Source organism: Pollutimonas bauzanensis (assembly GCF_040393045.1).
Taxonomy (GTDB): domain Bacteria; phylum Pseudomonadota; class Gammaproteobacteria; order Burkholderiales; family Burkholderiaceae_B; genus Pollutimonas; species Pollutimonas bauzanensis_A.
In genome coordinates this window covers 1-19,289 of the sequence record NZ_JBEBUX010000001.1, presented here as the reverse complement: position 1 = coordinate 19,289, position 19,289 = coordinate 1, and the positions used below count along the sequence as shown (strand labels likewise).

At 53.1% G+C, this 19,289-nt stretch carries 19 protein-coding genes; 9 read left to right on the top strand and 10 right to left on the bottom strand.

Annotation, left to right across the window (positions count from 1 at the left end):
- Position 1 precedes the first annotated feature (1 nt).
- From ABWO67_RS00095 to ABWO67_RS00070, 6 genes are all read right to left on the bottom strand, one after another.
- Complete coding sequence (locus ABWO67_RS00095) at positions 2-973, bottom strand: thiamine pyrophosphate-dependent dehydrogenase E1 component subunit alpha (protein WP_353146161.1); 972 nt, start codon at positions 971-973, stop codon at positions 2-4.
- A 170-nt stretch (positions 974-1,143) separates the two neighbouring features.
- Entirely contained in the window at positions 1,144-2,313 is a 1,170-nt protein-coding gene (locus ABWO67_RS00090) for an iron-containing alcohol dehydrogenase (protein WP_353146056.1), read from the bottom strand.
- Between the two features lie 186 nt (positions 2,314-2,499).
- Positions 2,500-3,294 carry an IclR family transcriptional regulator gene (locus ABWO67_RS00085; RefSeq protein WP_353146054.1) on the bottom strand — a complete coding sequence of 265 codons (795 nt, stop codon included), beginning with the start codon at positions 3,292-3,294 and terminating at the stop codon, positions 2,500-2,502.
- 181 nt (positions 3,295-3,475) lie between these two features.
- Positions 3,476-4,639 (bottom strand): CaiB/BaiF CoA transferase family protein, encoded by a 1,164-nt coding sequence (locus ABWO67_RS00080; protein ID WP_353146052.1) that lies wholly within the window; start codon positions 4,637-4,639, stop codon positions 3,476-3,478.
- Complete coding sequence (locus ABWO67_RS00075) at positions 4,636-5,427, bottom strand: enoyl-CoA hydratase/isomerase family protein (protein WP_353146050.1); 792 nt, start codon at positions 5,425-5,427, stop codon at positions 4,636-4,638. Before ABWO67_RS00075 ends, ABWO67_RS00080 begins: the two co-directional genes overlap by 4 nt.
- 131 nt (positions 5,428-5,558) lie before the next feature.
- The gene (locus tag ABWO67_RS00070; protein ID WP_353146048.1) at positions 5,559-6,530 is read right to left on the bottom strand and encodes a Bug family tripartite tricarboxylate transporter substrate binding protein; all 972 of its coding nucleotides are present in this window, start codon (positions 6,528-6,530) and stop codon (positions 5,559-5,561) included.
- Positions 6,531-6,872: 342 nt separating this feature from the next.
- On the opposite strand from ABWO67_RS00070, the gene ABWO67_RS00065 reads away from it, so the two are divergent.
- Complete coding sequence (locus ABWO67_RS00065) at positions 6,873-7,934, top strand: tripartite tricarboxylate transporter substrate binding protein (RefSeq protein WP_353146046.1); 1,062 nt, start codon at positions 6,873-6,875, stop codon at positions 7,932-7,934.
- Positions 7,935-8,047: 113 nt separating this feature from the next.
- On the opposite strand, the gene ABWO67_RS00060 is transcribed toward ABWO67_RS00065, so the two are convergent.
- Genes ABWO67_RS00060 through ABWO67_RS00050 form a run of 3 tightly spaced genes read right to left on the bottom strand, consistent with a single transcriptional unit; the run spans position 8,048 to position 11,950 of the window.
- The gene (locus ABWO67_RS00060) at positions 8,048-8,815 is read right to left on the bottom strand and encodes an enoyl-CoA hydratase/isomerase family protein (protein WP_353146044.1); all 768 of its coding nucleotides are present in this window, start codon (positions 8,813-8,815) and stop codon (positions 8,048-8,050) included.
- Entirely contained in the window at positions 8,812-10,950 is a 2,139-nt protein-coding gene (locus ABWO67_RS00055) for an acetate--CoA ligase family protein (protein WP_502929935.1), read from the bottom strand. The genes ABWO67_RS00060 and ABWO67_RS00055 overlap by 4 nt, the downstream gene beginning before the upstream one ends.
- Positions 10,951-10,957: 7 nt before the next feature.
- Positions 10,958-11,950 carry a tripartite tricarboxylate transporter substrate binding protein gene (locus ABWO67_RS00050; RefSeq protein ID WP_353146042.1) on the bottom strand — a complete coding sequence of 331 codons (993 nt, stop codon included), beginning with the start codon at positions 11,948-11,950 and terminating at the stop codon, positions 10,958-10,960.
- Positions 11,951-12,215: 265 nt separating this feature from the next.
- Here ABWO67_RS00050 and ABWO67_RS00045 point away from each other — a divergent pair, with 265 nt between their 5' ends.
- The 7 genes from ABWO67_RS00045 to ABWO67_RS00015 are packed head-to-tail and all read left to right on the top strand — an operon-like array spanning position 12,216 to position 17,686.
- Positions 12,216-13,364 (top strand): acyl-CoA dehydrogenase family protein, encoded by a 1,149-nt coding sequence (locus ABWO67_RS00045; RefSeq protein WP_353146040.1) that lies wholly within the window; start codon positions 12,216-12,218, stop codon positions 13,362-13,364.
- On the top strand, positions 13,361-14,170 hold the full coding sequence (locus tag ABWO67_RS00040) for an enoyl-CoA hydratase/isomerase family protein (protein WP_353146038.1): 810 nt from the start codon (positions 13,361-13,363) through the stop codon (positions 14,168-14,170). The genes ABWO67_RS00045 and ABWO67_RS00040 overlap by 4 nt, the downstream gene beginning before the upstream one ends.
- On the top strand, positions 14,167-15,321 hold the full coding sequence (locus tag ABWO67_RS00035) for a thiolase family protein (protein ID WP_353146036.1): 1,155 nt from the start codon (positions 14,167-14,169) through the stop codon (positions 15,319-15,321). Before ABWO67_RS00040 ends, ABWO67_RS00035 begins: the two co-directional genes overlap by 4 nt.
- 1 nt (position 15,322) lies before the next feature.
- Complete coding sequence (locus ABWO67_RS00030; RefSeq protein ID WP_353146034.1) at positions 15,323-15,724, top strand: Zn-ribbon domain-containing OB-fold protein; 402 nt, start codon at positions 15,323-15,325, stop codon at positions 15,722-15,724.
- Positions 15,721-16,113 (top strand): hypothetical protein, encoded by a 393-nt coding sequence (locus ABWO67_RS00025; RefSeq protein ID WP_353146032.1) that lies wholly within the window; start codon positions 15,721-15,723, stop codon positions 16,111-16,113. Before ABWO67_RS00030 ends, ABWO67_RS00025 begins: the two co-directional genes overlap by 4 nt.
- Before the next feature lie 7 nt (positions 16,114-16,120).
- A complete protein-coding gene (locus tag ABWO67_RS00020) occupies positions 16,121-16,498 on the top strand; it encodes a MaoC family dehydratase (protein ID WP_353146030.1) in 378 nt (125 codons plus the stop codon).
- Positions 16,499-16,510: 12 nt separating this feature from the next.
- The gene (locus ABWO67_RS00015) at positions 16,511-17,686 is read left to right on the top strand and encodes an acyl-CoA dehydrogenase family protein (RefSeq protein WP_353146028.1); all 1,176 of its coding nucleotides are present in this window, start codon (positions 16,511-16,513) and stop codon (positions 17,684-17,686) included.
- A gap of 143 nt (positions 17,687-17,829) precedes the next feature.
- Here the strand turns inward: ABWO67_RS00015 and ABWO67_RS00010 are convergent, their stop codons facing one another.
- Positions 17,830-18,612, bottom strand: coding sequence for a DeoR/GlpR family DNA-binding transcription regulator (locus ABWO67_RS00010; protein ID WP_353146026.1), 783 nt, complete (start codon positions 18,610-18,612; stop codon positions 17,830-17,832).
- Positions 18,613-18,759: 147 nt separating this feature from the next.
- Between ABWO67_RS00010 and ABWO67_RS00005 the strand changes: the two genes are divergently transcribed.
- Positions 18,760-19,289 (top strand): HAD family hydrolase (locus ABWO67_RS00005; RefSeq protein ID WP_353146024.1); only part of this gene is annotated, 530 nt, incomplete at its 3' end.

Below are 19,289 nucleotides of genomic sequence, written 5' to 3'. Positions count from 1 at the left end.
ATCAGGAAACCTCTACTTTGGTATAAACGTCTTCACGAGCGGTCTGCCACTTCGGATTGCGCCCTTGGCGGGCGCGGCTGACAGCCTGCTCAACCTGCAAATCGATGGCGTCGCGCGCTTCCTTCAGCTCTGCTTCGCTAAAGCCCCTCTCGCGAAGCACTGTTTCAAAATGGCTCACTGGATCGTGGTCGCTCAAGCCAGCGACCTCTTCGCTGGGTCGATACTTCTGCGGATCACCCTCATAGTGTCCGCGCCAACGGTGAGTCATGCACTCGAGCACTTGGGGACCTTTGCCTGCCCGAATCTGGTCGACAGCGTTACGTGCGGCATCGACGACTTGCAGCACATCATTGCCGTTGATCTTGTTATGGGGAATGGAAAATGCAGCGGAAAGCTTATCCAGCGGTGCCACAAACTGCTTATGGGTCGGCGAGAACTCGGCCCAACCATTGTTTTCGCACACGAACAGCAAGGGCAGGTTCCATAACGACGCCAAGTTCAGGCTTTCGTGAAACACCCCTTCGGCCATCGCCCCGTCGCCGAAGAATGCCACCGCAACAGCGTCGGTCTTCTTGACCTGATGTGCCAGCGCACTGCCCAACGCGATAGGGATGCTGGCCCCCACAATGGCGTTAGCGCCCAGCATCCCGATAGACATATTGGCCACGTGCATGGAACCTCCACGCCCCTTGCATATACCCTCTTCGCGCGCCATCAGTTCCAAGAAGAATTCTTCAATATCAATTCCCTTGGCAAGCGCATGACCATGGCCTCGGTGAGTCGAGGCAACGGTGTCATCGGACCGCAACACACAACCCATTGCCGTCGCCACAGCCTCTTGACCGATACTCAAGTGAATGAAGCCAGGCACTTCGCCATCGGCAAACAGACGTCCCAGCCGCAACTCAACCAGCCGGATACGAAGCATCCGGCTATAAATATCGAGCAGTTCTTCTTTATTGGCAGTGGCCACCCTTGCCTCCCTCGTCAGATCGATTTGATGCATCTTGAATAGTCCATTTTTCAATAAAACAATCTAGATAGTTAATTTACTAAACGGACGGTTAGCAAAATATAAATGAAAGCTCAATCTGTGTCAATCATCTGCCAATCTCTATGGAAAACCTACCTTAAGCCGCCAAATCACATGGCTTGTTCAAGAATTTCGATGATGTCCTGAGGGCCTGAGATGGTACGCGGGTTGCTACGCACCATCATGTTCTGCATGCCGCCATTGGCAATTGCCAAAAAATGCTCACGCTTGACACCAACATCTTGCAATCGCGCAGGCATGCCGAGCCCACGCACCAAGCCTTCGATCAAATCCGCGGCTTCCTCATCTGGCTTGCCCAGTGCCTGACTGATCATTGCCTGACGATCACCGTTTGCCGGCCTGTTATAGCGCAACACATTATGCAAGAGCACACATGAGGTATAGCCGTGCGGCACATCAGCCACTGCACCCAATTGGTGGCCTATACCGTGGCTCGCACCCCACTCAACCCTCCCCAGTCCGGTCGAAGCAAGCCAAACTCCAAGCTGGCTCTGCAGCCTTGCGTCAAGGTCGTCAGGTTGTCGTTTAGTGTGCCGCAGCGATTCACTAAGCATTTTTAGTCCATGCAAACAGGTTGCATCAGTAAAAGGCTGCGGTTTTCGCGAGCAAACGGTTTCCACCGCGTGATCGACTGCCCGAATGCCCGTGGACAACCATAGCCATTCGGGTGTGTACACCGTTACCTGGGGGTCCAAAATGACGATCTGGGCGCCAATCTCACGACCCGTATAGAGATCCTTGACCTGCCTGACCGGGTCGGAACAGCCGCCCAGATTACTGAACTCCGCCCCCGAAAGCGTAGTGGGAACCACAATTTGCCGTATCGGCGGTTTCCCCACTGACGGGATGCTCCTTGAGCCGTCCTCAAGCACGCGAATTCTGTACTCGTCTAACCCATCCTCGGACGTAACATCCTGAGCAAGACACAGCAACAAAACCTTAACCGTATCGACCGGAGTACCTCCTCCTACCGTGACAATCAAATCTGGATCGGCACTTCGCACTGCGGCCGCTGCCCGCAATACACTTTCACGAGGAACATGAGCCACACACTCATCGAATAAACCGCAATAACGCTCACCTAAAGCCAACCGTATCCTGTCTATGACATCCGTCTTACGGCTCAAGGTTTTACTGGTAACCAGAAAGACACGCCTTGCGTCCATCTGCACAGCGGCTTCCTTTACTGCCTCAGCTGCTGGCACGCCATATACGATGCGGTCTTGCGCTAGAAACTCATAACGGCCTTGCATGATCATATTGCCCCTTCCTTGTAAGTATTTTGATAAGCGGAGAAAATCTAACCTATTGGTTAGACTTTCTACTGAACAGTAGATATATCCTAGAACCGGCAGATTTTCAAGACAAGAAACCCTGGAAAAAAAAACAAAAATGCCGGACGAAATAAGCCGTCCGGCATTTTTTCCTATAGTGCGGAAGAGTTATCAGGTGCTCGATCTAGCGGCGCTCACACCTCCCGATAACGCCCGTGTCACTTCCGCTGCCCGATCCCGCAAATCTTCACCAAGGCTCTTAAGCGCCGTTCGATTCAACTGCGCGCTAAACCCAACAGCACTAATAGCCATCACCGCCTTGCCAGTCGAGTCGAGTACAGCCGCAGATACCGTGCTCACGCCTTTTACATAATTGCCTGAGTCAGTTGCATAGCCACACTTTTCAACCTCTTTGACACCCGCCATGTATTCCGCAAAAGGAGGCTTATCATCCCAACGAAGTGCATCGAAGCGCTTTTCCAGCTCAGCCGGCTCCAGCCCTGAATGAACAGCCATGCATCGACCCAAGGCCGCTATATACATAGGCAAGCGCTGCCCAATACTCATGTGTACTCGTACCGAACTGTCGCTTTCGGCACGATCCACAAGCACAACACGTTCATTGCTGGAGCTGTGCCAAAGCGTAGCAGTAACACGATGCCGCGCAGCAATTTCCTCCAGATGCGGATGAATCAGGCGCACGTAGGCCCCCTGCTCCAACACGCCTTTCGCCAATTCAACCAGCCCGAGAGCGATCGAATAGGTTTTGTTGGTTTCGTCGAAAGAAACCAAGCGCTCATGCACCAGCGTCTTCAGAAAGTTGTAGCAGGTACTGGAGTTGAGTTGAAGATCGCGCGCGATGCGCGTGACGCCGACACCAGTCGGAGCGGCGCTTAAATAGCGAAGCACGCTTAAGCCACCGACCAGTGCTCCAACCAGTTTTTCGGAAGTAGGTATTGTTGCCATTCGTACAATAGAAAGTTTTTCTGAATTGGAAGATACGTAAATTGTGGCACAGTGGCACGCACAAGCACAAGCACAAGCCAATCACGTGAGTACCTACCTCCGCAAGCAAAGGTCACTATGTTGCGTACCGCGTGCCTTTTCTATAATGGCTTCATGCTCGGAGCGCTTCTATTCTATTACGTCATGCAGCGGCATTAAGAACGGCTGCAAGCTTCTTCGAATCCAAGCCTGCGTTCTTTAGTATTTCTACTGTATGCTGACCCACCTTGGGCGGCGGGCTTTGCAATGCTTCTGATGCCAAAAGGCCTGGCATACGCACAGTATGAAGATGGCCAATATCATCTAAATCCGCGGATTGAAATAATTGCCGTGCCAGAACATGAGGATCATCCCGGTAGGCTGAGTACGTAAGCACCTCTTGGCAAATAATGTCAAATTCCTGCATACGAGGAAGCCAATACCCGGTTTTTTCGCTCGCCAAGCGTTCTGATATAACCTGGCGTAAAGCATCTTGATTCTGAAAACGCGCTTCCGCAGTAGCAAATCGCCCATCGAGCAAGATATCATCACGATGAATAACCGAAATCAAATCCAACACTTGCTGTTCACGCATCGCGCTAAGCGCTATATGCCCATCGGCCGTACTATACATACCGATTGCGGCAAACAATTCTTTCCGCAGTGTGCCGCCAGTAAGTTCATGCTCAGCATACTTATAACCCTGCACCGCAGTAATACTATGCATTAGGCTTATGTCCAGATACTGGCCCTTTCCACTACGCACCCTTTGGAACAATGCACCCAACGTTGCCTGACTTACATATATTCCTGTAATGATATCGACTAAAGACACCCGAACGCGGATGGGCTCAAGCATGTCGCTGGCGGCAAACGAGAAACCTGTATAGGCTTGTATTGCGGCGTCAGTAGCTGGACGATCAATGTAAGGCCCCTCTTGACCGAAACCAGTAACTGACACATAAATCAACTTTGGATTTACTTCCAGCAAGGAGGCATAATCCAAACCCAAGCGTCTCATAACTCCCGGCCGATTACTTTCAATCAAGACATCGGCGTCAGCAATTAAAATGCGCGCAGCTTCACGGGACACCTCGTCCTTTAAATCAAGAGACACCCCTTGTTTGCCACGATTAAAAATACCAAAAAGCACGCTTGACCCACCACGCTTGACACCGAGTCCGCGTAGCCAATCGCCCGAAGGGGGTTCAATTTTTATCACCTGGGCTCCCATCTCAGCCAATAAGCAAGCCCCATGAGGACCCGCAATACCTTGACTAAAATCGAGAACTTTGACACCTGAAAGCGCTTGACCGAGCATACTCATGGCTTTATATCTCCCGGAAAGAGCAGCGGCCGTTTATTCAGAAAATTAGCTACAGCTGCATCATGATAGGGAGTATGCAATGCTACGGCCTGAGCGTATGACTCCAACTCAGCCAGCGTGTCCTGATCCAAATTAAATGATCGGTTCAAAATATTTTTCGACATACCAAACCCAATAGTGGAAGCCTGGTGATACCGCTCAGCCAATGCCAAAGCGTTTTCTAGCAAACAATCTGGTTCTACTATGCGAAATAGAATACCCAACCGAAGAGCTTCATAGGCATCAAACTCCCGTGCAGAGAACACCAGATCTTTTGCTCGTTGTAGACCAACAATTCGGGGTAGAAGAAAGAGCCCTCCAAGATCAGGAACCATACCAAGCCGAGCAAATACAGCACAGTAACGAGATCGTGATGTTCCAATAATAAAGTCACAGGCAAGCGCGAGGTTCAGGCCTCCTCCGAAGGCGGGGCCATCAACTGCAGCGATTACCGGCTTTTCAAGATTGACCAGTTCACGAAACCACGGATGTAAACGCCGTATTCGCTCACGGTCCTTAAAGACAGGTCGTTTCTCTTCAGAAAGAGCTTTCAAATCCCCCCCAGCGCTAAATACCCCTTGCGTACCCGTAATAATGATCGCTTGGACAGTATCATCATCACGCGCGTCAATAATTGCCTGCCCCAAAGCATGACGCACCTCCAAATCAAATGCATTGAGGCGGTCAGGACGATTAATGCTGATAACCAAAGTAGCACCGTAGCGCTCACGAAGAACAAAATCATTCATGTCAGGATCCAAACCAAAAAATTAAAGTGTTCTTAGTTGCGGCTACTGTGTATTTTCGGTAAACATGTTGCCATGCATTTGGACAGGCCACTTCAATACACAACTGCCACCCTATGACGAGGTGTCAATCGTTAATCCAGCCTTAGCCCTGCTTGCGACACCAAGTCACCCCATTGGGTTATTTCAGCGTCAAATTGTTTGGCAAATTGCGTAGGTGTACTGGCCACAGGCTCCAAGCCGATCGTCCCCAACCATTTCGCCAGTTCTGGTTGCCGCACCACCTCTGCTAGGTCCGCCTGAATACGTGTCGCTATTTCATCTGGGATCTTTGCAGGGGCAAACAAGCCGTACCATACGCCCGTATCGTAATTACTCACACCAGCTTCCCGAACTACAGGAAGCTCTGGCCAAAACTTACTGCGATCGGACGTAGTTATGGCAAGAGCTTTAACTCGCCCATTTTCAGAAAGAGGCTTAGCCGTCGCCAGCGGATCCAACACAAAATCAATGTCACCAGCCGCTAACGCAGCCAATGCCGGTGAGGCGCCTTGGAACGGAACATGGACGGCTTGAATACCAGCTCGTACCATGAGCAACTCAGTTGATAAATGAATTGAACTTCCAACTCCTGGTGTGCCGAAGTTTAGCTTTCCAGGGTTTTCCGCTGCCATAGAGACAAGCTGCTCCAGGCTATTAATGCCGGACTTTAAACTAGCTAACACAGCAAACGGACCTATTACGGCCATAGAAATAGGTTTCAAGTCCTTCTGAGCATCGTACGGAGTTTTCTTTTTAGCTCCTATTTCCATTGCAATAGCGCCACTATGTAGCAGCAATGTATATCCGCTTGGGTCGCTACGAACAACAACTTCGGTTCCGATAGAACCTCCGGCTCCGGATCGATTGCTCACGATAACTGGAACCTTCCAACGCTCTGACAGTGCCTTGCCCAGGCCTCGAGCAAGAATATCCGAAGTTCCACCCGCAGAGTAAGGCACTACGATAGTCACGGGCCGGTCAGGATATTTTGCCGTCGCATTAGATACAAAAAAAACACTGGATAAGCTAAAAAGCAAAAATTTCAAACGAATATTTTTGAACATGCCCCCTCCTTATATTCTTTATGTAGAATCATTAACTCCATAGAGAATACTAATTGACTAGTTTAGCTGGGTCAAGGTCTTTATCCAGATTTTTTACAGTGTTCAAAATTCATAATTTTGCAGATTGACGGCTCCTTGTGACAACGTTATTATATTTTTTATAAAAAATTTTATTCTTCATAAAGAACAAGCTGATCTACTACTACGCCCTTCAAGTAAGTGCCCCACGACATCGACGCGGCGGAACTGTTTTTGACGATATATGAATAAAACTGGACTTTACACACGCCCACAGGAATATCCGCCAGATTGCCATCAGCGGCAGCGCAAACGAAATCATGCTTGAAGTCGTCACCAAGACCATGGGCACTTATCCAAGAAAGCGTAAGTCATGAGACGGACGTTGACATTAATTACAAAGGGACAAAAATGAGCTTAAAAAGCAAACTCGCACTCTCTGGCTTACTGCTGTCACTGAGCTTGGCCGGGCCAACTGCAGCCACCTCCTATCCTGAAAAACCTATACGTATCATTGCTCCTATTGCGGTGGGAGGTCTCACCGACACTCTGGCGCGTCTAGTCGCCGCCGGACTAGCAGAACAGTTGAAACAACCCGTAATCGTAGATAATCGTCCAGGCGCCGGCGGCATCATCGGTATGGAAGCAGCAGCGAAGGCCGTGCCGGATGGCTACACACTAATACTGGCCTATCAAGGTGTAGCAGCTGTCAATGCCAGCCTATATGAAAGTCTGCCCTATGACACACTACGTGACTTCATGCCGGTAGCAGGTTTAGGCACTTTCCCCATGGTGCTGGTAACCAGTCCAGGCAAGCACATAAAATCAGTAGACGACTTTGTAAGCTTGGCCAAAGAAAAGCCAAACACTCTTTCTTATGCTTCAGCCGGCAATGCCACCACATCGCACCTAACCATGGAGCTATTCAAGAAAGAAAGCGACATCCAGGTACTGCATGTTCCCTACAAAGGCGAAGGCCCTGCCAATACCGACGTGGTCGGCGGACAAGTGGATATTGCCTTTTCATCGCTAGCGTCCGTCATGCCGCTAATCCGCGCTCAGCGCTTGTTACCCCTGGGAATAGGAACGCTCGAACGCTCTGAGGCATTGCCAAATGTCCCTACAATCTCCCAGTCCGGCATGCCCGGCTTCGAAGCCATAGGCTGGTATGGGCTTCTCGCCCCAGCTCAGACCCCACCCGCAATCGTGGCTCATTTATCCGAAACTATCCAAAGAGTCTTGAACGAACCCGCAATGCGTGAGAAGCTAACCAGCCTTGGCGTTACAGCCAACCCAACATCATCCAGCGCCTTTAGTCAGCAGATCAAGGCCGAAACCGCTAAATGGAAATACGTCATCCAAAAAGCAAATATCAAAATCAATTAGGAGCGGGCGATACCGAGCAAAGCGCTCAGTACATGACTCTATTTCCATCCTGACTACAGATATCCATCCTCAATTGGGAAACTACAGAAAATAGATTGATTCACTTTTCACGCTCAGGCCGCTCGCGTTGCGCGCAGGTCCGCCAAATATTTACGTATGGATTCTTGCACTCCTGGCCTGTCAAAGTTTTCGTGCATTAAAGGTTCCAGCATATCAAGCTGCTGTAATGCGCTTGCCGGAGAATCAGTCAACAATCGGGCCTTACGCGCTATCAACAGCGCTTCACGCCGCTTTGTATAGAACTCCAGCCGTTGCTGGGCGTAGCTGTCAAAATCCTGCGTGGTAAATATATCCGTAACCAGCCCCAAGCCCTGAGCAGCTTTTGCATCCAACGGTTGACCGCTAATACACAACTGCCTTGCCTGTGCGCTTGAAATTTTGGTTTCCAGAGCCGCCTGAACAATAACAGGGTACATGTTGAAAGCGATCTCTGGACATGACAGGGACAAGTTCTCGGCAGCAATCACTATATCCGTCATGGCAAGAAGAATAACTCCCGCCCCTGCCGCCTTGCCGGCTGCTATTGCCAGTACCGGTACTGGGCACTGAGACAAGGCAAGCATGGCCTCTTTAAGCGCAGCCCCTTGTGTCGCCAGCTGCTTCGGCCCCTGTAAGAATTCGTCAATGTCACCGCCTGCACAGAACACCTTTGCGGAGGTGCTGCGCAGCAGGATCAAACCAGTCTGCGCAATGGAAACGCCTTTTACAGCACGCGCAATGCTCACGAGCATCGCGGCAGTCAACGCATTCCCCCTTTGAGCCCTGCTCAGCGTAATGTGGCGAATCCCATCCCTATCCTCAACAAGTATGCTGTCTGTCATGACTCGGCCCTGCTCACCAATGCATCAAGCACCCACACTTGGCTGCCTCTGATCGCCAACGGATTGATTTCAATCTCAGCAAGCTCGGGCTTCTCGGCAAAGCCTTTGCAAAGCGCAGCAATGCGCAGCGCAACCTCAGCGATATCCGCAGCAGGCCGGCCACGGAATCCGTCTAATAAGCGCGCGGTTCTCAGGGAGCGGATCATCGCTTCAATCTGCAAGGCGTCCAGAGGCAGCAATCGGGTGACAACGTCGGAATCCAATTCGACTTCGACACCACCGCGGCCCAGCGTAAGCGCAGGACCGAACTTCGGATCGCGGCGCAGCCCCAGCAATAGCTCGTGATCGAAAGCTTGCATCGACTCCAGCAATACACCCTGAGCCTGAATGCCTTTGTCTTCCGCTATTTGCCGCAGCCGGGCAACCGCTACTCGCAAAGCAGCATCGTCGGATATGTTCAGGATCACGCCCCCGACATCGCTCTTGTGCTGTAATTCGGTCGCCTGGAGCTTCGCCACAACCGGGTAGGTCAGCGGCGCCGGCAGGCCGTCAATAACATCCTCATTGCCCAACAACACACCCACAGGGACTTCGGCAATTCCTATTTGTCGCAACAACTGCTTGCCATCCCACTCCGTCAAGACGTTCAATGTCGTCACAGGCGGCAGGCTTTTCTGCAATGATGCTGGCGCACCACGCGCCGCCGTCTGCAAGGCCTTGATACGTACAGCGGCCGCCAGGGCCGAAATGCCCTGCGGTATATCGCGGAATACCGGAATGCGGGCCTTCTCCAGAATGGCGACAGACTCTTCCTTTGCACCTATCCAGATCACCACAATGGGCCGATGCATAGTCTGGCGGGCCTGCGCAATGGCATCGGTAAAGGCACTGGCAATACTGTGCATCAGGCCAACAAACAAGACTATGACATCGTTGCCTGGGTCCGCTGAGACCGCAGCGAGAGCCTTGGAAATACTATCCGTATCCTGAACGACATTGCCTGTCAGGTCGAGTGGATTGGCGGCCTTGACGAAAACCGGAAGAACCGGAGCAAGAGCACTAATCGTATCTGAAGCAAGCGGCGGGATCTGCAAGCCCAGTGCTTCGGCCTCGTCGGCGATCATCACGCCTGCGCCACCGGACACCGACATGATGGCAACCCTGGGGCCTTGTGGGACACTGTCAAACAGGAATAGACGGGCGGCGTCTATCATCTGGCCCAGCGAGTCGACACGCAAAGCGCCATGCTGCCGCAGGCAGGCGTCATACATGACATCATTGCCGGCCAGCGCACCTGTGTGCGAAGCAGCCGCAGCCGCTCCAGCCTGCGAACGGCCAGCCTTGATGGCAATGACCGGCTTGCCGGCAACCGCGGCACGTTGAAGCGCCTGGCGAAACCTTACGGTGTCACGCACGTCCTCTAGATATAGGCCAATTACTTTTGTCTCGGCATCGTCGATCAAATACTCGATGGCGGAGGCCGCATCCAGATCGCACTCATTGCCAGTAGTAATCCATTTGCTGAAGCCAAGATCCGAGCGTAGACAGATATCCAGCCAGTAAGCCCCCAATGCTCCGCTTTGGCTTACCAGGGAAAAACCGCCTTTCTTAAGCGGGGTCTCTTCCAGTGCAGTTGTAAACGATGCAATAAGGCCGGTCGAACTGTTGGCTACCCCAAGGCAATTCGGCCCCATTATGGTGATGTCGTTAACCTGGGCAAGCTTGGCGAGCCGGGACTGCAACTCAGCACCCTCGGCGCTGGCCTCGGAAAAGCCAGAAGAAAACACGACAAAAGCTTTTACGCCAGCCGCTATGCCTTCTTCGATAACACCTTGGACCTGCTCTGCCGGCGTGCCAATAATCGCCAAGTCTACCGGCTCTCCAATTGCGCCTAGCGATGGATAGCTTTTGAGGCCCTGAACCTCACTGCGTGCAGGATTGACAGGAAACAACTTACCTGCAAAGCCCCGCGATAGCATATAAGCAAGGGGGCGTCCCGAGATCTTCGTCGGATCGGCCGAAGCGCCAACGATCGCAATGCTACGCGCCTCGAGAACTGAAGCAGCCCGCATCGCTGGTGACCGTCCTGACTGCAGTGCAAACGGCCCTGGCACCGTGGTTGTATGAATGTCCATAGTCTTATTAGTCAACCTTAACGCCACCTAGCTTGATCACAGTCGCCCACCGCTTCAGTTCACTGGCAACAAACTGGTCATATTCCTTAGGCGTCGAGGCTACTGATATGACGCCCTGAGCAATCAAGCGCTTGCGTACTTCAGGATCATTGAATTCCTTTTGCACAGCTGTGCTGATTTTTTCAACCACGTCTTTCGGCAATCCCGCAGGACCAACAAGACCCAGCCACGAGTTGCCATTAAAACCTGGCAGGCCTGATTCGTTCAATGTCGGGTAATCAGGATAAGCAGGAGAACGGGTCAGTCCTGTAATTGCAATAAGCTTCAACTTACCTGACTTTACGAATGGCTCTGCTGAAAGCGCATCAACGAACATCGAAGAAACCGAACCTCCAATTACATCGGTAAGCGACTGCGCGCTCCCCCTGTAAGGCACATGTATCATTTTTATGCCGGCCTCTTGCTGCAACAATTCACCGGCAAGATGGTTAGATTGTCCGACACCAGCAGATCCGTATGTCAACGTTCCAGGCTTAGCCTTGGCAAGCGCGATGAACTCCTTCAGATTCGATGCCGGCACCGAAGGATTCACAACCAAAAAATTGGTTAGCTCGACCATTTGAGAGATATTGGTGAAGTCGCGCTCGGTGTCGTACGACAGCTTTGAGTAGACGCTGGGATTGATGGCATGACTGGTCGCCACAGCGCCTAAGGTGTAACCATCACTAGCCGCTCGAGCGACCGCAGCCGTGCCAATAGTACCTCCACCCCCAGGCATATTCTTCACTACAGCGGTCTGCCCTAGTCGCCCTAACCCATGAGCGGCCGTACGGCCAATCGTGTCAAGAATCCCGCCCGCCGAAGAGGCAACAATAATTTCTATAGGTTTGACCGGGTAGCTCTGTGACAACGCGGGTGTCACCGCCGTCGACAAAACACCAGCGACAACAATGCCGGCACAACTAAGCGGCGGCCTCAAAAAGGCATTCCAGATTTTCATGCTGTCTCCTAATTATTCTTTATATGAAATAAAAATCTCACTACAGAATTAAGTCTATGTCTGGAAAGTTACCCTTGTCAAGCCCAAACTGGTTCTAGCAAAAACCAACCGTAGACCGAATCTTTTATCGATTGACGGCCTAAGACGCCATTGATATTATATTTTTATGTGGGAATATTATTCTCCATAAAGAATCAAAAGAAAGCGGGGAACACTTATTGTCCGCCAACTAGCCAAGTAATGGCGACCTGTACAGGAGTGAGCTGTGAGTTTGAACTTTAGTTTTTCCAATGAGCACGAATCGGTCAGGAGCACAGTCCAGCGCCTTTGCCGAGATGAGCTCGCCCCCCTGGTTTTCGAGGCGGAAGAGCAAGAAACCTTTCCAAAACACATTTTCGAACGATGGGGCGAGTTAGGTCTGTTGGGGGTACGCTACCCCGAAGCCGATGGCGGAAGCGGGCTGGACAAGATAAGCGATTGCATCGTGCGCGAGGAATTGAGTTATCTATCGCAAGCTTTTGCATCAACCTGGTCGGCTCATACCCACCTGGGTATCTGGCCTATTTGGAAAGCAGGAACGCCATCGCAGAAAGAGCGCTTCCTTGCTCCTGCCTTGGCGGGCAAGAAAATCGCTGGCTTCGGCCTGAGCGAACCTGACGGCGGGTCCAATGTTCGCGCCATGAAGACCAAAGCCGAACGTGTGGAAGGCGGATGGAGGCTCAATGGCAGCAAACTCTATATCACCAACGCGCCCATCGCCGACTTTCTGCTAGTGGCCGCACGCACACAACCAGAACTAAAACCCCAGTCCATCAGCCTGTTTATTGTTGAGCTACCCAACCTAGGCTTTGACATTTTCAAATTAAAAAAAGAAGGCATACGCGCCTCGGAAACGGCGCTGATTCATATCGACAACGCCTTCGTGCCCGATGATTGCTTGCTAGGCGAGATCGAAGGCACCTATCCCGTCATTCTGGATTCGCTTAGTGAAAACCGCGTAGGGGTCGCCGCCAATGCCTTGGGCATGGCCCGTGCGGCCTACGACGCAGCCCTGAGTTTTGCAAACGATAGGCTAGTCGCCGGGAAACGTGTTGGCGATTACCAGGCCATCGCGCACAAGCTGGCCGAAATGTCGGCACAGATCGAGGCAGCGCGCTGGCTGGTGTACTACGGCGCGTGGCGTGTGGATCAGGGGACATTAGATTCCGCCACCGCGGCCCGCGTTAAGCTGGTAGCCAGCGAAACAGCAGTATCCGTAAGCGAACAAGCCATCAGAATCCACGGCGGCGCGGGCATCATGCGCGAATATCCGGTCGGACGCATTCATCGCGACGCCCTCGTCTACATCATCGGCGAAGGCACAAGCGAGGTTCAGAAAAACATCATTGCACGCAGCCTAGGATTCAAGCCATGACTGATTTTGTACTCCGCGAGCGCCACGGCGCTACTTTTGTCATCACCATCAACCGTCCTGAGCGGCGCAATGCGTTCGATCTCGAGGTTCGCCAAGGCCTCGCCGAGGCGATATTCGAAGCACGCGACGACGACGATATCAAGGCTGTCGTCATTACTGGCGCCAAAGGCGTATTTTGCGCAGGCGGCGACCTGAAATCACTCTCGGAAAGCAAGCGCCCCATCTACAAAGACCGCGACCGCATCCGCCGCCTGCATTCATGGTTCCATGAACTGGTCAACCTTGAGAAACCCGTAATCGCCGCCGTGGACGGACCAGCCTTTGGCGCGGGGTTCAATTTAGCGCTGGCCTGCGATTTCATTATGGGCACGCCAACGGCGCGCTTCTGCGCCGTATTTGGGCGCATCGGCCTGGTTCCCGATCTAGGCGGCTTCTTCTTGCTGCCCCGCATTGTCGGACTCCAGCGCGCCAAAGAGCTAGTTTTCACGGCACGTGAAGTCGAAGCGCAAGAAGCCGCATCCATGGGCATTCTGTATCGTATCGTTCCCGCCGAAGATCTGCTCCAGGAAGCATTGGCACTAGCCGCGCGGTTTCATAACGCGTCAACACAGGCGCTTGGAATGTCCAAAAACATTCTGAACCGATCCTTCAACCTTGACCAGAATACTTTGGCTGAGTTGGAGTCCCATGCACAGGCGCTGGCACTGCATACCGATTATCACGACACAGCGGTAGCTCGATTCCTTGACAAGCAGCCGCTTGAATTCGTATGGGGCCGGCCTCCTCTTAACGGAGACCAGGAATGAGTCTAAACGCATTCATTACCGGCGCCTACGATACTCGCGTCGGCGAGCTTGTAGGTTCCACCTGCATGGGCCTGCATGCAGAGGCGGCGTTTGGCGCCATCAAGGATGCCGGCCTGGAAGTCAAAGACATCGATGGCGTACTGTGCGCCTATTCGCTCACTGAGCCCCACCTGATGCTAGCTTCGGTGTTTTGCGAATATGCCGGCATTCACCCCAATTTCTGCGCAGCCATCCAAGCTGGCGGCGCCAGTGCCTGCATCATGATCATGCAGGCCGCTGCATTAGTTGCCAGCGGCCAGTGCGCCAACGTACTCGTGGTTACCGGCGACAACCGCCTCACCGGCTTGTCGCGCGACGGTGCGGTCGCAGCACTAGCCGAAGTTGGGCACCCTCAATTCGAACGGCCTTTCGGCATCAGTGTTCCCGCCTCTTATGCACTGGTGGCGCAACGCTACATGCACGACTACGGCGTAACGTCCGAGCATCTTGCAGCCATTGCCGTAGAGCATCGCCGCCATGCCTCCCGGCACCCGCAGGCACACAAACGCGACCCTATCAGTATTGACGACGTGCTTAATTCCCGCGAGATCTGCTCACCATTGCACTTGCTTGACTGCTGCCTGATTTCCGACGGAGGCGCCGCCATTATCGTCAGCAGCCGACAAGTCGCCGGGCCAAGCCGCAATCAGTCCATAGAAATTCTTGGCGCCGGCCAGGGGCATACCCATGAACATATAATCGCCGCCCCCAGCCTGACCGATTTCGGCTGCAAGGCATCTTCAGCCCATGCCTTCACGACGGCACAAGTAAAAGCATCCGATATCGACGTCGCCCTGATCTACGACTCTTTCACCATCACGCTTCTGGCAGAGCTCGAATCCATCGGTTTTTTCGAACGAGGCGAGGCCGGGCCCGCCGCCCTGCGAGGAGAGCTGGGGCTGGGCGGGTCTCTGCCTTGCAACACTCACGGCGGTCTACTGTCCTATGGCCACTCGGGAGCCGCTGGCGGCATGTTCCACGCCGTAGAGGCCGTCCATCAGCTACGCGGCCATGCTAATGAGCGTCAAGTAGATAATGCGCTGCTGGCATTCGTACATGGCGATGGCGGCATTCTTTCCGCCCATTGCTCTTTGGTTCTGGGAGCTATCTAAAATGCAAAAACCCAAGATTCAGCCCACTGCCGACAATGCGCCTTTCTGGCAAGGATGCCGGGAAAATACGCTGCGCTATCAACAATGCGGCACCTGCAAAACCGTTCAACTCATACCGCGAGGAGTATGCACGCAATGCCATAGCCAACAACTGGACTGGAAAGTATCTGCTGGCCTGGGGCGTATCCTGAGCCACACCACAGTCTATCGCGCCCCCACCCCCGCCTTCAAAGCCGACGTGCCCTACGTGATCGCGCTGGTAGACATGGCAGAGGGATTCCGGCTCATGGTGAACGTACGAACCGGCAAAGATGCCGCTGTAGCCATCGGCAAAACCGTGCGAATCGGCTTTCGCGAAAGCGGAGAGAATGTACTGCCCGAAGCAGAGGTGCTGCCATCATGAAACTAATTACCTATGACACTTTCGCTCCGGGAACGATTCTTGGTGAATGGGAAGACTGCATTGACGCATCGCTCTCGTCAGCATGGTCCCAACTGTTTGGCGCGGGCTCACCCAATGAACCGGCTCAAATGGCGGGCCTCGCCGTCATTCTCATGATGCGGGCGTACCTGAACATCGTAACGCCAAGGCCCCCCGGCAATATACACGCCAAGCAGAAATTTTCCCTGGACGGCCTGCCTCGGCCTGGTGAAACAGTACGCTCTTGCGTCAGTTGCCTAAGCAAAGAAATACGCCGTGAACGCCGTTATATACAACTACAAGCCATTGGCAAGGGTGCGAACGGCCGCGCAATTTACACGGGGCAAATGAACCTGATCTGGGCAGCATGAGCAAGCTATGACACAACCACTCCATGAAGTATCCATGACAGTCGCACAGCAGCAAATCGACATTTATGCGGAACTGACCAACGATTTCAACCCCATCCATGTAGACCCGGCCTTTGCAGCCACGACACCCATGGGCGGGGTCATTGCCCATGGAACGCTCTCTATCAACCTGATCTGGCAGTCAGTCGCCAAATCCCTGGGCGCAGCAGCCATTGAAAAAGCGCTACTCGACATCCAGTTTCTGAAGCCGCTATATGCCGGCGACACAGTCACCGCCGGCGGCCAGCGCAACGCTGAATGCGCCAACCAATTTGACGTTTGGGTAAAAAGCGCCGATGGCTCCACCCTGATTGCGGGCAACATAAGCCTGCCGGACCAGTCTTGAAGGAAAACACCTATGCAATTTACTCACGAACACAGCGAATTGGAACGGACAACTCTGCGCATTATCGAAGAGCATCTGGACCCTTACATTGACGAATGGGAAGAGCAGCAATTATTCCCGGCACACAAAGTCATGAAAGCCTTCGGATCCGCCGGTCTTCTAGGCATCGGAAAACCCACTGAATATGGGGGCATGGACCTGGACTTCAGCTATGAAATGGTGTTTGCGGAAACACTGGGCAGTGTACGTTCCAGCGGCCTGACCTCTGCCATCGGAGTCCAAAGCACGATGTGTACGCCGGCGCTCGCCCGCCATGGCAGCGATGCGCTCAAGCGCGAGTATCTGGCACCTACCATCGCTGGCGACCTGGTTGGCTGTATTGGTGTCAGCGAAGCATCCGCCGGTTCCGACGTCTCGCAAATCAAGACCTGGGCCCGCCGCGACGGTGACGACTATGTCATCAATGGGTCCAAGATGTGGATTACCAACGGAGTCCAGGGGGATTGGATCTGTCTGCTTTGCAATACATCCCAGGAAGGCGGACCGCACAAGAACAAATCACTGATCATCGTGCCACTGAACAGCCCTGGCGTCAGTGTTTCAAGAAAACTCGACAAGCTTGTTTTGCGCTGCTCTGACACAGCGGAACTGTTCTTCGACGACGTGCGGGTTCCAGCGAGCAACCTGATCGGGGAAGAGAACATGGGCTTTATGTATCAGATGGAGCAGTTCCAGGAAGAAAGAATGTTTGTCGCCGCACGCGGCATGCGTTCGATGGAAAAAGCCATCGAACTAACCATCGAATATACAAGCCAGCGCCGGGTGTTTGGCAATACAGTACTAAGCAACCAAGTCGTGTATCACAAGCTGGCTGAAATGCAGACGGAAATCCAGGCTTTGCGCTCGCTACTGTATAGGGCCACCGAAGACTACATGAACGGCAAGGACATAATTCAACTGGCATCAATGGCTAAACTTTTTGCCGGGCGGCTAGCCATGAAAGTGCCTAACGAATGTCTCCAATTCTGGGGTGGTCAAGGCGTCATGACGGAAAACTGGATATCGCGCGCCTACCGGGATATTCGCCAGACTGCCATCGGGGGCGGAGCGAACGAAATCATGCTGGAGGTGATAGCAAAAACCATGGGCATCCATCCCGGAAAACGTCAACAAGCATATCCGCAATAACGTCTGTTTTTGGCTGCAATGTACCTACGAACTGCGCTTTCTAAGGCCCCACGGATATGCAAATTCGACTCAAAGAGGGCTACGTGGAAGCCTGCATGCTCTCAGTGACTTGCTACGCACTGAAATGCAGCTAAAGACCAACGCTACGGCGCGATAACGATATCGACGCCCTGGGATTCGATCGCGGCGAGTATCTCTGCATTGGCCGCCGCGTCGGTAATCAGCCGCTGTACCTTGCACCACGAAGCGATCCGGAAACTGGCAAATGCGTGCAGTTTGGTGTGGTCGGCCACGACGGTGACGCAGCTTGCCGCGTCGATGAAAGCACGGTTCATGGCCGCGTCTTCGTTGTCGCGCATATAAATGCCACTTTCAGACACAGCGTGCACACCGAGAAATGCCTCGCGTATCTGGATGTCAGGGAAGCGGTCATGGTCGGGGCGCTCGATGGTGGCTTGTTTGCGTATATCGAGCCTTCCGGGCAACACATACACATGAGCCCGAACGCTTTGCCCTGCGACCGTGGCGACAGTCAGGCCATTGGTGATCACATGCAGATCCTGATGACCGCGTAACGCCTGCGCAAGTGCATGCGTAGTCGTACCGGCATTGACAAGAATGCTGTCGCCGTCCGAAACATACTGCGCGGCACATTCAGCGATCGCGGCCTTTTCTGCCGACTGCTGATGATGGCGCTCCAGGTAGTTATACATTTCATAGCGCGCACTACCTTCTGCCAGGACTTCCTGAGTAGCAACGGCGCCACCGTGCGTGCGCTCAAGCAATCCCCGCTCTCCAAGTTCAAGCAGATCCCGCCGTATGGTGATGGGGGAAGTGGAAAACTCGGCAGCCAGGCCCCGCACAGTAACCGCGCTGGCTTGCTGCATCAGGACCAGGATGCGTTGTTGTCTTTCTGCTTTAAGCATAGTTCTAGATGCCGATAAAAAAGTACCGCGTGGAGAGTAAGGCCACACATTAGCATAGCTAACATGATCATATATGATCGTTTTGTGAACACAATACACTATGCATCGTTCACATTATTGTCACACTCGATCAATAAAATGCGTGGCATGAACAATCAAACTCACCCTAAAACGGTCATTTTCGATCTTGATGGAACATTGCTGGATACATGGCCCGGCCTGCATGCAGCCGTTCTCGCCTTCGACTCCACTGGGCAAAGTCGACTTGACCCGGGCGCGCTGAGGCTCCGGCTGAGCGACGGCATCGGCCCCATGCTGTCGCTTGCACTGACGCAATTAAACCGGAATGTAGAAAAAGCGCATGATGATTACCGCCTGCTCTCCGAAACCTATGAGAACGATTGGCTATATGCAGCGGCGCCCTTTGAAGGTAGCCAGGCAATGCTGCACGAGCTCCACACGGCGGGTTATCGGCTAGGCCTGTGTACGAACCGCGACCCTGGCACCACCAAGGCGCTGCTCAGCCATTTTGGATGGGACGAATACTTCGCTGCCAAGGTGTGCCTGGGCGATGGCGAAAACGCCAAGCCTCATGCGGATCCTTTACTCAAGACCCTGTCTCTGCTGGGCTGTGCGCCGGCTGATGCCTTGTTTGTTGGCGATTCTCATATTGATGC

Bases quoted from the DNA above. Each gene is read 5' to 3' on its own strand.
- ABWO67_RS00020 (WP_353146030.1), top strand. From the start codon at position 16,121: ATGACACAACCACTCCATGAAGTATCCATGACAGTCGCACAGCAGCAA.
- ABWO67_RS00075 (WP_353146050.1), bottom strand. From the start codon at position 5,427: ATGAATGATTTTGTTCTTCGTGAGCGCTACGGTGCTACTTTGGTTATC.
- ABWO67_RS00055 (WP_502929935.1), bottom strand. From the start codon at position 10,950: ATGGACATTCATACAACCACGGTGCCAGGGCCGTTTGCACTGCAGTCA.
- ABWO67_RS00010 (WP_353146026.1), bottom strand. From the start codon at position 18,612: ATGCTTAAAGCAGAAAGACAACAACGCATCCTGGTCCTGATGCAGCAA.
- ABWO67_RS00040 (WP_353146038.1), top strand. From the start codon at position 13,361: ATGACTGATTTTGTACTCCGCGAGCGCCACGGCGCTACTTTTGTCATC.
- ABWO67_RS00050 (WP_353146042.1), bottom strand. From the start codon at position 11,950: ATGAAAATCTGGAATGCCTTTTTGAGGCCGCCGCTTAGTTGTGCCGGC.
- ABWO67_RS00080 (WP_353146052.1), bottom strand. From the start codon at position 4,639: ATGAGTATGCTCGGTCAAGCGCTTTCAGGTGTCAAAGTTCTCGATTTT.
- ABWO67_RS00025 (WP_353146032.1), top strand. From the start codon at position 15,721: ATGAAACTAATTACCTATGACACTTTCGCTCCGGGAACGATTCTTGGT.
- ABWO67_RS00085 (WP_353146054.1), bottom strand. From the start codon at position 3,294: ATGGCAACAATACCTACTTCCGAAAAACTGGTTGGAGCACTGGTCGGT.
- ABWO67_RS00070 (WP_353146048.1), bottom strand. From the start codon at position 6,530: ATGTTCAAAAATATTCGTTTGAAATTTTTGCTTTTTAGCTTATCCAGT.
- ABWO67_RS00035 (WP_353146036.1), top strand. From the start codon at position 14,167: ATGAGTCTAAACGCATTCATTACCGGCGCCTACGATACTCGCGTCGGC.
- ABWO67_RS00060 (WP_353146044.1), bottom strand. From the start codon at position 8,815: ATGACAGACAGCATACTTGTTGAGGATAGGGATGGGATTCGCCACATT.
- ABWO67_RS00015 (WP_353146028.1), top strand. From the start codon at position 16,511: ATGCAATTTACTCACGAACACAGCGAATTGGAACGGACAACTCTGCGC.
- ABWO67_RS00090 (WP_353146056.1), bottom strand. From the start codon at position 2,313: ATGATCATGCAAGGCCGTTATGAGTTTCTAGCGCAAGACCGCATCGTA.
- ABWO67_RS00030 (WP_353146034.1), top strand. From the start codon at position 15,323: ATGCAAAAACCCAAGATTCAGCCCACTGCCGACAATGCGCCTTTCTGG.